The organism is Bacillus sp. AR13-1, from assembly GCF_008042285.1.
GTDB classification, from domain to species: Bacteria; Bacillota; Bacilli; order Bacillales; family Bacillaceae_G; genus Bacillus_A; species Bacillus_A mycoides.
Genome location: NZ_QNUA01000063.1, coordinates 15341 through 27583, shown reverse-complemented (window position 1 = coordinate 27583; position 12243 = coordinate 15341). Strand labels below are relative to the sequence as shown.

At 34.8% G+C, this 12243-nt stretch carries 9 protein-coding genes and 1 other annotated feature; of the genes, 7 read left to right on the top strand and 2 right to left on the bottom strand.

Annotated features, from left to right (window positions below; all coding sequences use genetic code 11):
- Window positions 1-230: 230 nt before the first annotated feature.
- Window positions 231-1661, bottom strand: coding sequence for an IS4 family transposase (locus DN408_RS30965; RefSeq protein WP_078178899.1), 1431 nt, complete (start codon window positions 1659-1661; stop codon window positions 231-233).
- A gap of 456 nt (window positions 1662-2117) precedes the next feature.
- Here DN408_RS30965 and DN408_RS30960 point away from each other — a divergent pair, with 456 nt between their 5' ends.
- A complete protein-coding gene (locus DN408_RS30960; RefSeq protein ID WP_046956610.1) occupies window positions 2118-2435 on the top strand; it encodes a PadR family transcriptional regulator in 318 nt (105 codons plus the stop codon).
- A complete protein-coding gene (locus DN408_RS30955) occupies window positions 2432-3169 on the top strand; it encodes a DUF2812 domain-containing protein (RefSeq protein ID WP_078178900.1) in 738 nt (245 codons plus the stop codon). The genes DN408_RS30960 and DN408_RS30955 overlap by 4 nt, the downstream gene beginning before the upstream one ends.
- Before the next feature lie 349 nt (window positions 3170-3518).
- Here DN408_RS30955 and DN408_RS30950 read toward each other — a convergent pair whose 3' ends face one another.
- Window positions 3519-4778, bottom strand: a complete 1260-nt coding sequence (locus DN408_RS30950; protein ID WP_033708576.1) for an MFS transporter — start codon at window positions 4776-4778, stop codon at window positions 3519-3521.
- An 81-nt stretch (window positions 4779-4859) separates the two neighbouring features.
- Window positions 4860-5116 (bottom strand) — a binding site (T-box leader).
- 245 nt (window positions 5117-5361) lie between these two features.
- On the opposite strand from DN408_RS30950, the gene DN408_RS30945 reads away from it, so the two are divergent.
- The 5 genes from DN408_RS30945 to DN408_RS30925 all read left to right on the top strand — a co-directional run bounded on the left by DN408_RS30945 (window position 5362) and on the right by DN408_RS30925 (window position 12197).
- Window positions 5362-6480, top strand: coding sequence for a tyrosine-type recombinase/integrase (locus DN408_RS30945; RefSeq protein ID WP_016127854.1), 1119 nt, complete (start codon window positions 5362-5364; stop codon window positions 6478-6480).
- A gap of 11 nt (window positions 6481-6491) precedes the next feature.
- Window positions 6492-8597, top strand: a complete 2106-nt coding sequence (locus DN408_RS30940; RefSeq protein ID WP_147740517.1) for a tyrosine-type recombinase/integrase — start codon at window positions 6492-6494, stop codon at window positions 8595-8597.
- Window positions 8590-8970 carry a DUF6262 family protein gene (locus tag DN408_RS30935; protein WP_070142932.1) on the top strand — a complete coding sequence of 127 codons (381 nt, stop codon included), beginning with the start codon at window positions 8590-8592 and terminating at the stop codon, window positions 8968-8970. The genes DN408_RS30940 and DN408_RS30935 overlap by 8 nt, the downstream gene beginning before the upstream one ends.
- 319 nt (window positions 8971-9289) lie before the next feature.
- Entirely contained in the window at window positions 9290-9649 is a 360-nt protein-coding gene (locus tag DN408_RS30930; RefSeq protein WP_016117806.1) for an ArsR/SmtB family transcription factor, read from the top strand.
- Complete coding sequence (locus tag DN408_RS30925) at window positions 9639-12197, top strand: heavy metal translocating P-type ATPase (protein WP_147740516.1); 2559 nt, start codon at window positions 9639-9641, stop codon at window positions 12195-12197. Before DN408_RS30930 ends, DN408_RS30925 begins: the two co-directional genes overlap by 11 nt.
- The last annotated feature ends 46 nt before the right edge of the window (window positions 12198-12243 follow it).

Sequence of the window (12243 nt, the reverse complement as noted above, 5' to 3'; positions counted from 1 at the left end):
AAAAGTAACTTCCGCTTTCGGTAGTTATGTAAATAAGCTGTCCATCTGGACAGCTTATTTTTTGCTTAGCGTGGTTTTTTTCCGAAATGCTGGCGATACCCCATCGCTATCAAGCTAAGCTTATGAAACGTCAATTATAGGCGAGATTGTTTCTTTTTTCTAAAGGACAAGTGTAGATTATTTAAAAATTCGCATACGAAATAAACCCTAACGGGTTTCACTTTTTTGAATTAAGCCGCTTGATTATCAGACATGGTACAATTGTAAACGACACCTAATATATCAAAGACCGTTTTTTTCTCATATCGATGAGATTTCCGCCCGTTTTGCTGTAGGAGATTGAATAGGCGAAGTAATACCTTTGATAGCTCTTGGGTGTCTTTTTGCATAGTTTGGAATAGAAGAAGAAAATAGTCTTTAATCATATAAATGGCTTTATACTCACTAAGCTCTCTTTTTTTCTTCATCAGGAGCAATTGGCGCATTTGAAACATGATAGAAGAACAGAGTAGAATGGCAATCAATTGACCATATAAATGGCACTCCAATCGTTCTGGTTTTATTTTTTTACAATGATGAATTTGAAAGAATGACTTCCATGTTTTAAATAAAATTTCGATTTGCCAACGCAAAGAATACCAGTCATGTACCTGTCCCATCGGTACAATATCTGTAGGGGTGTTTGTCATATACACATTTATACCACTGAGCCGTTTGCTGCGAGGAGAATACGTCACTCCTTTCTTTTTCTCTCGAACAGCTTGATCTTGTAGACGTTTCTTTTGTTGTTCTTCTGTAAGTCGATGAACAATAACACGAGTCTGTACTTTGTCACTCATCCCTACATAAGCATCTGTTATTTCATAGGTTTGTCCTGGCTGCATGGAATTCATCAATTTCTCCACATCTAATTGAATGTATTGCGTACCTTTCTTTATTCTTCCGTCTTGAAAGTAACCTGGATTGGGATTTTTTTGATAAATACGTGTATTGGATTTAATACGAGAGATATAGTAGGCTTTTTTATCGTGTATATGTTGAAGATCTTTAAGATGAAAGTAACCTAAATCTCGGATACACAAGTCATTCGCTTTCACAGTTGGGACACACAAAGAACCGTAGGTTCGATCATGTTGTTTACCTGGACCTGTATGAATATGTAGGAACTGTCCACCTAACAAATCATACTCAAGTTGAATTTTCATCCCAGCTGTATGGCTGCATCCTCCTGCACCTGGATAAACCGATGAAAATACATCCGGGAGTTGAAATGCAGTTGAATCTAAAATACGAATACGCTTGAAAACAGAAGTGTATGGAGAAGAAATCGGGATAGATGCGGCCAATTTTTTACTTAGTAGTTCGGCTAGTAGGTGTTGTAAAAGTAGGACGGCCGCCTTATTAAACCGTTGGTTCAGTCCCTCAGGACTGATGAGTACTTCTGTTGATGCTTCTAAACAGCTAGATAACTGAGCTAAAGAGGTTGTAGCGACATTTTGATTCATCCATATACATAAAGCGACTAAATCATTTGCTTGGTATTTACTGGTTCGTTGTACGAAACCAGTATCTCTAGCAAGATCCCGTAAGGTATTTGGAGATAAAAAGCTTTGAATCTCTTGAGCAAATAGTTGTAATTCTTCAGACACAGAAACAGACATAAAAACGCCATCCTTTCCTATGATTCTACAGAAAGGATAACGTCTTTTTAGTTTTATGGATAGTGCAAAACTTTAGCTTTATTGTAACTTTGTAAAAAAGATTGATCGTTTAAAATAAAGATTGATAATTTGAAATAAAGTTTGATAAAAATTATCTCTTGAGTTATTCTTTGAGATGATTTTTTTATTGGACATTTATGTTAAAATTGATGTTTATCTTGTAAAAAACTGTACTTAAACTAACGAAGCAGTTTAGTTATAGAAGGATAATGGAAAAGAACATCATGTATTTGAAAATTTAACGAAGAGCCCATTGTAAGGGTTCTTTTTTGATTATAAAGGACAAATATCAAATTATGATATAACTCTAGACACATATATCACATCATGATATATTGTTCTTAGATAGATATATCACATTGTGATATATCTTAAAAGGATATAGAAGGTGATGGATTGAAGAAAACGGAGCAATTAACGGATTCAATGTTTTATATTATGGCTGCTTTAATTAAACCAAGGCATGGTTACGCAATTATGAGCTTAATTGAAGAAACAACAAATGGTGCAATTACTATAGGACCTGCTTCAATGTACACGATTATAAAAAAGTTATTAAAACAAGAGTGGATTTATTTGTATGATGGGTCGGATTCAAGGCGTAAAACATATCTGCTTACTGACAAGGGCAGAGAAGTATTAGAAGAAGATGTGAAGATAAGAAAACTGATGATTAAATTAGCAGAAACTGGATTGAAGGAGGGTGAAGAATGAGACAAACAAAGTATATTATGTCAGGTGGGTTAGCTTTTTCTGAGGATAAGGATATGGAAAAATTACGCCGATTTTCTTTGAAGGGATGGCATGTCAGTGATTTTAAGTTTATGGGATATACGCTAAAAAAAGGGGAAAGCTCAGATTATATCTACAGTGTAGATTATCGTTCATTAAAAGAGGATGAAGAAGACGAATACTTTGACTTTTTTTCATCTTCTGGATGGTCGCATATTACCTCAGAAGGAGATATTCATTTATTTCGAGCACAACCTAATACAAAACCAATTTATAGTGACCGTGACACATCCGTTGAAAAGTATGAAAATTCAGCCCGTTCTATGAATTATTTTGCCATTCCGTTCGTTTTAATAACAGTACTCGCATGGGTTGTGGCAATAATAAGCTCGGGTACATTACAATCAATACTATTTACAATAGCAGTTATTTTCACAGTCATTGCCATTCCAACAGCTATGACTGTAATCGCAACATACAATAACAAATGGAAGGTAAAAGAAAAAAACAGATTAGTTAATCTTTTGAAAACTATATCAGTTCTTATCTTCTTAATAGCTGTTTTTATATTGTTGTATGTCGATGGCAGTGCAATTAACATTCTTGCGTCTATGATCATTGGAGCAATAGCACTTCCAACTGCTATTTGGGCTATCATGTCTCTTTATCATAAAATGGGGGAGAGAAAGCTTAAGGAATCGAATAATAAAGTTTAGGCATTGTTATTGAGCTAACAGAGGCTTTAGTTGAATAAGGCTCATTTAATTGATCAAACTTTTTTATAAAATCTAATACTCAGTTAGAAAGATTAACTCCATTTTGATCAATCTTTTTTCAAAATGGAGTTTTTGCATTTGCTGATAAATAAAGGTTGAAGGGGATTTTTTAATCAATCTTTATTCTAAAGCTACATTTATAGCAGTACTTTATATAGCCGTTTAATAATTGATTCTGTTATTTAACTATGTTTACATGACCTTCGTTATCGGTAATAAAAAGAATCTTTCAGTAAGGATCCTTTTTATTTCATCACTATTATTTAATTTTATTTATTAAACAAGGAATTTATTGAAACGAATCTTTAAGCTCAGTTGAATTAGAATAGAATTTTGCTTTTGATGGTTGAACACTGCAAATAAATAGTATGATAGATATCAAAAACATTAAAAATGCTCCTGAAACTACAACAAATCGTATAGATATAAGCTCTGAAAAAACACCAAAGATTACAGTAACTGTAATAATTAAAAAAGCCTCAATAAACCCGTAAATACTGACAACTCTGCCCATCACATCAACAGGTATATTGTTTTGATAAAATGTGTAAAAACCGGTATTAGAAAAGGCAGTAGCAAATGATAAAACAAAAACCCCTACAGATGCTATAAAAAAGGTATTAGAAGCTGTAAAAATCATATAACCTACTGCAGTTATTAAGGAACCCATACCCATAAGCCATGAGATAGGTATTTTTTCATTAATTATTGCATTAGATAAAGAACCTACCAATACTCCTGCTCCAGCGATGCTGACTAAAATTCCATATTCACCTTCAGATAAAGAAAGTATCCTAGTTGCAAAAGCAGCTTCCAACGAATCTGTAGCTGTCATCATGACTACCATCGCACTAAATAAAAGATATATTATCATGACATATAGAAACTTACGGCTAAATCCAATAACAAGCTTCCAATCATCTATTAATAACCTAAGAGATAATTTTGTTGTATCTGATGTTTTTTCTAACTGTGCAGAGGATTCAACATTAGGCATTCCTACTGTAATTAATGCAGATAAAAATAAAGCTCCAGCATTGATATAAATAGCCATATTAGGTGTACCAATTGTAAACATCATTCCCGCTATTGCTGGTCCAGTCAAAAATGCTCCGGAATCAAGTAGGCTACGTAAAGAGTTGAAACGTTTTCTTTGTCCTATTGGTATTAACTTTGTAATATAAGTTACCGATGTTGAGTGGTACATAGAGCTCGCTATTGTAATAAGAAAGACCATAGCATATATAAGCCCTAAAGAAGAGAAGAAAGGTAATAATGCAATTAGCACAGTCTGAAAGATACCTAGTGCTATCATGAGATATTTTTTATTTGAACGATCTACAAGACTTCCTGACCAAATATTAGTAAACAAAGTTGATAAAGCCCTAATAATATATAAACCAGAGACAGCAATTGCCGATTCTGTTATGTTAAGAACGATTAGGTTTAGAGCAATAAAGTAAACCCAACTTCCAACACTTGAAACACCAATACTAAACAATAAGATAGATGGATACCGCCAAGTTTCCAATGTTTTTTTAAAAATCAATTGAATTCCTCCTAAAATATAATCAGATAGAATGCAACACTTAAAACAAAATAAAAAAATCCCACCCCCAAGACTTGAAGTCTTAGGGACGAGATTTATCATCGCGGTGCCACCCTAGTTTATTAATATGTCGCCATATTAACCTTATCAGGTACGGCATTTAAAAATGCTTATACCTTAGCTCTATAACGGGAGCTCCCGTCACATCACCCCCTCCTAAAAGGTTCCGACGTGCTGCTCTGAGGCTTGCTTCAATAAAGAAATTCTAACCCTTTTTCAGCTACCAGGGTTCTCTGTATAGAATTCACTTTATTTACTCTTCTCTTCATCACATTTATTTTTTATATAATATCACCTATTGGTTAACTATACTACAATGAAAAGCGAATACTATGTTTAATATATGAGTCTATTATTCTTTTTTTTACACATTATATAATTATTAACTGTACGTAAATAATCTAGTGTATTATGTTTAAAATGTAACAGAGATTTTTTCTTCATAGTTAGAAAGTAACCTTTATAAGAGTGATGGTGTAAAATTAATTATTAGGGTTAGTATGAAATCTATGGGAGGGGCTCTATGCGAGTACAAGAGGTTATCCTAGAGGAAAGTAAAAAATACATGTTAGTAGATGAGAGGGGGATTCCGATTGTTCCTGTTGTAAAATATCTCAAATATTTGGATAGCACAGGGAAAAGTAGGAATACTCAAAAGACATACTGTTTTGCGTTGAAACAATACTTTGTATATTTAAGAGAAACTGAAAAAGATTACAAAGATATAAAATTAGAAGATCTAGCAGATTTTGTTGGATGGTTACGTCATCCATATACCAGTTTAAATGTAACGTCTTTTTCACCCGTAAAATCTAAAAAGACTGAAAAAACAGTAAACTTAACGGTTACTGTCGTTACAAATTTTTATGATTATTTATACCGTAACGAAGAACTGGCTAAGGACATGAATGAAAAACTAATGCGTCAGATTTATACAGGAGGAAGAACACGATATAAGAGTTTTCTACATCATATCAATAAGAATAAGCCCTCTATCCGAAATGTATTGAAAGTAAAAGAGCCTCGTAAAAAGCTTCAAGTGCTCACAAAAGAGCAAGTACAACAAACTTTCACAGCTACTACAAATATACGAGATGCTTTCCTTATTCAACTTCTGTTTGAAACAGGGTTACGTATTGGAGAAGCTCTCTCTCTATTCTTAGAAGACTTTATATTTGACCACAGAAATGGACATCGGATTCGCTTGATGGATCGAGGAGAATTGGAGAATGGTGCAAAGCTCAAAACAGGAGAACGAGAGATATTTGTATCGCAACACCTAATGGATTTGTATGATGATTATCTATATGAAATTATTGATGAACTGGATATTAAAACAAACTTTGTCTTTGTTAAGCTATGTGGGAGAAATGTGGGTAGACCTATGAATTATAGTGATGTAGAATCTCTCTTCAAACGCTTGCGAAAGAAAACAAAAATTAACATTCACCCTCATCTGCTACGACATACCCATGCAACTATATACTATCAGGAGACAAAAGACATCAAACAGGTACAAGAGAGATTAGGACATGCCCAAATTCAAACAACAATGAATTTGTATCTCCATCCTTCGGAGGAAGATATCCGTAAGGATTGGGAAAAAGCGCAAGATGCATTTAAAATCGACGAAAAAAGCTGAAGGTGGTAAACATGAATCGAAAACAGCAAACAAATATAGGAGAAGTCAATTTTCATGAACGATTAAAATATGAACTCTCTAGTTATATGGAAAAAATAATTCACCCTGATGGATCTGTTACTACTAACCATGTGAAAGAACCTTATTTTTTAATTAATGACAGTTGGAACATCGAATTTTTAGAAAGTATCCCTCAATTTCGGAAAATGGCGGATAACTACAAAGGAAAACGTCGAAATGTGCATTTTCGAATAAATAGTCCAACTGTTAACCTTGAAATAAAATATGTGTGGTATCAAAAATTATTTAAAGAACATTGGGCACTAAGCAGTGGTTTTAATGCAAAAGCCGCATTATTAAACAAATTATCTATTTTTCTTAACGTAAAATATCCCCATCTTTTCTCTTTATTTGATTTAGATATGGAGAAGGCTGAACGAGAATGGTGGTTTTGGTTAAAACAGCAAGGAATTCCTATAACAAAGACATCAAAGACCATAATGTTTGAAGAATATACACATAAATCCCCCGCAGCAACTTATTTTCATCTCATTTATTCCAACTTCTTGGTGTTAGCAGATTCTCGTGATGAATGGGAGAAAGACCGTTGGGATGTACGGATTTTACACACGAAATATGGGATATATTACAGCAAAAGTTTAACTGCGCATTACCTCAACTTTACTAAAATAGAGCCGTTGAAAATAAGAGAGAGCACAAAAAAGTATATCAAGCAACGTTTAATGGGACGAAACGATCTTTCGTTTGCTACAGCAAGAATTTACGTAAGGGCTTTAACCAAATTTTTCACTTTCATATTTTCATTGGAACCAACTTGGAATGATTTGAAAGATCTCAAAAGACCTCATATGGAACAATACATTCAATGGTTGCATGAAGACACCAAAAATAAAGGGATTGACCCTTTAGAAAGATATATATCAGAAGAGCTGAAACGTATAAATAAGTTTTTGGGAGATGCTCAAAAATACGAATATGTCATTGCGCCAAATACAGATGTACGATTATTAATTTTCCCAGGGGACAAACCTAGAGTGAAAAAAAAGCCCTTTGGGCAAATTGATTACATTCCTGATTTTGTACTGGAACAATTATTTGCTCACCTTAACGACCTACCTGAAGACATTATACCAGTGGTATGGGTGGCTTTTAAAACAGGACTTCGTATTTCAGATGTGTTGGAACTTACAACAGATTGCCTTGTACAATTGAATGGTAAATACTCCATTGTAACCGATATTGAAAAAACACAGGTAAAAGGACATCGAATTCCAATTGATGAGGATCTCGCAAAAATTCTTTCGGTTTTAATTTCATATTCCAAAGAAAATAGTACGCAAGATAATAATCCAGAAGGATATATTTTTGTGAGATATCAGGGTATAAGAAAAGGTAAACCATATACCCAAGGTTGGATTCGAAGTCACTTGAATGAACTAGCAAAAAAGAAACATATTGTAGATGAAGATGGTAATATATTTCGTTTTAAAACTCATCAATTTCGTCATACATATGCTGTGAAATTATTGAATGGAGGCACAGATATTCTAACGGTACAAGAATTATTAGCACATGCTTCTCCTGAGATGACTTTACGGTATGCAAAACTATTGGATGAAACTAAGCGGAAAGCGTTCGAATCTGCTATTAATCAAGGGGTTTTCAGCTTTGATTTGAACGGTGAGGTACAAGAGATTAATGCAGGTGAAGATATTCCTGATGATATATTGCAAGCACTCTGGCAAGAGCATAAATTAAATGCAATGGACAACCCTTACGGAACATGTCATGCACGATTGAAAAGAGATTGCCCACATATGGAAGCTCCGCCTTGTTTGACATGTAATAGTGGTAGTCCTTGTAAAGACTTGGCAATTGGATTTTCAGAGCTGGATATTGAAAAATATGAGTTGCACATAAAAACAACAACGAGGGCTGTAGAAATAGCTAAACAGCATAATCGTGAGGATATGGTTGAGAAACATGTACGAAATTTAAACAGATATCAAGGCATCTTAAATAATATTAGAGAAGGTAATATTATTTTTGGGCGGCAAGATCGTATAAAAAGAAAGTATGGTGTAAAACATGGCTAGTTATGATCGTATAGAGCAGCTAAAAGCAATTCATGCATCCAGAAAAGCAGCCACCTCCCAAAAAGTTGATGAAGCAATCCAAAGGCTCATACGAGCCAATCAGAATATCAATTTTAATAGCGTAGCAAATGAGGCAGGTATCGCTAAAGCGACACTATATAACAACCAGAAGTTCCGTAAGCGTATTGAAACTCTGCGCCATCAACAAGAACATAACCCTACACCAAAACAGATAAAACGTGAGATGAGTGACAGCAATAAAGATGTAATTATTGAATCGTTGAAGAGAAGAATTAAGAAAGTTGAAGAAGAAAACAAACAATTACGCAATCAACTAAAAGTGGCATATGCAGACGTATATAAACAGATATAAATGAATATAAGCACATAGAAAGATTGAATTTATCGCACATACTTAAATTTTTGGGGAATAAATAAAGACCGTTAATATACTAGAGCTAATGCTCAAAATATTAACGGTCTTTTATTGATACTACTCTCATTCCTTTCATTTAAATATCTATACTTCGGGGATTTTCATCCAATTTATCCTTAACTCTTCATGGATAAAAATTGAGTGAATGGTATTTTTCAGATTTTTTTAATTTATTTTGACACACATATTAGTCAATGCTAATATGAATGAAGAATAAACATATTAGTAATTACTAATACGATTGGAGTGAATAAAATTGTGCAATACAAATGATTTAGATATAAAAGCCAAATTTATCCGTGGTTTTGCTGATAAAACAAGGCTTCAGATTCTTCAATGCATGATGGATGGGGAAAAAACGGTATCTGAAATTGTAGAAATTATTAACGGAAATCAATCAAACATATCCCAACATCTGAATTGTTTAAAAGGATGTGGCATTATTCTTGGCAGACAAGAAGGAAAGTATGTCTACTATTCTTTACGAAATGCCCAAATCGAACAGTTACTTACAATGTTTGACGTTGTATTTCATGAAGTTCAAAACGAGGTAGCATCATGTGATAAAAACGATGCATGTTTATCTCAAAAGGGAGAAAGTTGTCATGACAGATAAGAAAGAAAAACAAACGAGCTGCTGTCAAACTTCTTCTCACATTGAATTTTCATCAACTCCTACTAAAGAAGGAACTCAGAAGGGGAATTCATCATGTTGCTCTTCAAAAAAAGAAATTCCAATTGTTCCCGTGGCTTCTAAGGAGGCTTCATGTTGTAGTAGTGAAAAAGATACTGTGAAAATAGAAAAAACAAAGGAAACAACATCATGTTGTTCCTCTAAAAAAGAGATCCCAATTGTTCCAGTTGCTAAGAAAGATTCCTGTTGCAGTAGTAACACTGATACTGTGAAAACAGAGAATAACTCTTCTGCATCCTGTTGTGGACCTAAAACAGAAAAGGTATCTTCCTGTTGCTCTTCTGCATCCGCCATACAAATAGAAGAAGTAACATCAGAAACTTCTTGTTGTAGTGATAGCTCATGCGAAGCCCCATCACCTCGTGATAGTCAGAAAGTAACAGGAGATGGCGTACAAACATATGTGGTAGATGGCATGGACTGCGGAGCTTGTGCCTTAACAATCGAAAAACATCTACAAAATGTTTCCGGCGTAGAGGAAGTTCGAGTTAGTTTTGCTACGGGAAAAATGCAAATTCGTCATAATCGAAATGCAAATGACATTATTAAAGAAGTATCTAATGCAGGTTTTGAAGCCTCCTTGGCAGGAACTCGTAGAGGAGCGGCACCTGTTTCAAAATCCAAAAATACAATTTTGATTCTCTCAGGATTATTTTTAGCTCTAGGATTTGGAGGGAGCTTTACAAACGTACCACCTCTTCTTATTACACTTCTTTATGCGGCGAGCATTATAATTGGTGGTTATAAACCTGCAAAAAGTGCCTTTTATGCAATAAGAAGTAAATCACTCGATATGAACGTTCTCATGATATCGGCTGCTATTGGTGCTGCATTAATTGGTCAATGGCTAGAAGGCGCAACCGTTGTTTGGTTATTTGCATTAGGAGCAACACTACAAAACAAATCAATTGAACGTACACGGGAATCCATCCGTGGATTAATTGATTTAGCACCATCAGAAGCTTGGATAAAAGTTGGAACTGAGCTTATAAAAAAATCTGTAGATGATATTGCAGTGAATACAACGATTGTTGTAAAGCCTGGTGAAAAAATCCCACTAGACGGCACAGTTATAGGAGGCACTTCTACTGTAAACCAAGCACCGATAACTGGTGAGTCTATCCCAATTGATAAACAAATTGGTGACTCTGTATATGCAGGAACAATCAATGAAGAAGGTTCGCTTGAAATTACAGTAACTAAACTCGTTGAAGATACTACGTTATCTCGAATTATTCACCTTGTAGAAGAAGCACAGGAAAAGAAAGCACCCACAGAAGCATTTGTGGATCGTTTCGCAAAAATCTATACCCCTATCGTTTTTGTATTAGCAATTGGCGTCATGATTATCCCACCCCTTCTTGGTATGGGCGAATGGATGGAATGGATTTATAAAGGACTAGAACTTCTTGTTGTTGCGTGTCCTTGTGCTTTAGTTATCTCTACTCCAGTCGCTATCGTATCTGCAATTGGAAATGCAGCAAGAAACGGTGTACTCATTAAAGGTGGTACAGCTCTAGAAATTGCTGGTTCATTAAATGCTATTGCATTTGATAAAACAGGCACATTGACCGAAGGAAAACCAAAAGTAATGCATGTACGAAGCTTAGATTGTACTGAAGATGAATTATTATCCATCTCATCAACAATTGAAGAATACTCTAATCATCCCATTGCAAAAGCAATTACAGCATATGCGAAAGAGCATCAAACTTCTATCCAAAGCGGAACAGACTTCCGCGCCATTGTAGGAAAAGGTGCGCAAGTAACGATAGATGGCGAAACATACTACGCTGGAAATAAAGCATTATATGAAGGTTTTGGAGTTTCACTTCAAATGTGGAACGAACCGGTTCATGAGATGCAAAGAATTGGTCAAACCGTGATACTTGTTGGAACGAACAAAGTTATTTTAGGAATGATTTCAGTAGCAGATTCCATTCGTTCTACTACTTATGGAACAATTCAAGAATTAAAACAAGCGGGTATTCGTGAAACCGTTATGTTAACAGGAGACAATGAAGGAACAGCTGAACACATTGCACAGAAAGCAAAAGTAGATCGTTATTTTGCTAACTTACTTCCAGAAGATAAGGTTCATTCTGTAAAACAACTTCAATCTGAAGGGAAAACAGTAGCTATGATCGGGGACGGTATTAATGATGCCCCTGCCCTTGCTACCGCAAACCTTGGTATTGCCATGGGTGGTGCAGGAACTGATACAGCAATGGAAACGGCAGATATTGTCTTGATGGCAGACAATCTTGAAAAACTTCCTTATACTATGAAACTAAGTCGAAAAGCATTGCACATCATTAAACAAAATATATGGTTCTCATTGATTATTAAATTTATTGCCCTTTTCTTTATCTTCCCAGGTTGGCTTACTCTTTGGATGGCCGTACTAAGTGATACAGGGGCTGCGCTTATTGTAATCCTTAACAGTATGCGCTTATTACGAAACAAATAATAAGATTCGGGGCTACCTAGTAGCTCCGTACCTTAAATATATTTTG

What these genes read in the sequence shown, in the direction of transcription:
- DN408_RS30965 (WP_078178899.1), bottom strand. Translation starts at nt 1,661, where the DNA reads ATGTCTGTTTCTGTGTCTGAAGAATTACAACTATTTGCTCAAGAGATT.
- DN408_RS30955 (WP_078178900.1), top strand. Translation starts at nt 2,432, where the DNA reads ATGAGACAAACAAAGTATATTATGTCAGGTGGGTTAGCTTTTTCTGAG.
- DN408_RS30945 (WP_016127854.1), top strand. Translation starts at nt 5,362, where the DNA reads ATGCGAGTACAAGAGGTTATCCTAGAGGAAAGTAAAAAATACATGTTA.
- DN408_RS30940 (WP_147740517.1), top strand. Translation starts at nt 6,492, where the DNA reads ATGAATCGAAAACAGCAAACAAATATAGGAGAAGTCAATTTTCATGAA.
- DN408_RS30935 (WP_070142932.1), top strand. Translation starts at nt 8,590, where the DNA reads ATGGCTAGTTATGATCGTATAGAGCAGCTAAAAGCAATTCATGCATCC.
- DN408_RS30925 (WP_147740516.1), top strand. Translation starts at nt 9,639, where the DNA reads ATGACAGATAAGAAAGAAAAACAAACGAGCTGCTGTCAAACTTCTTCT.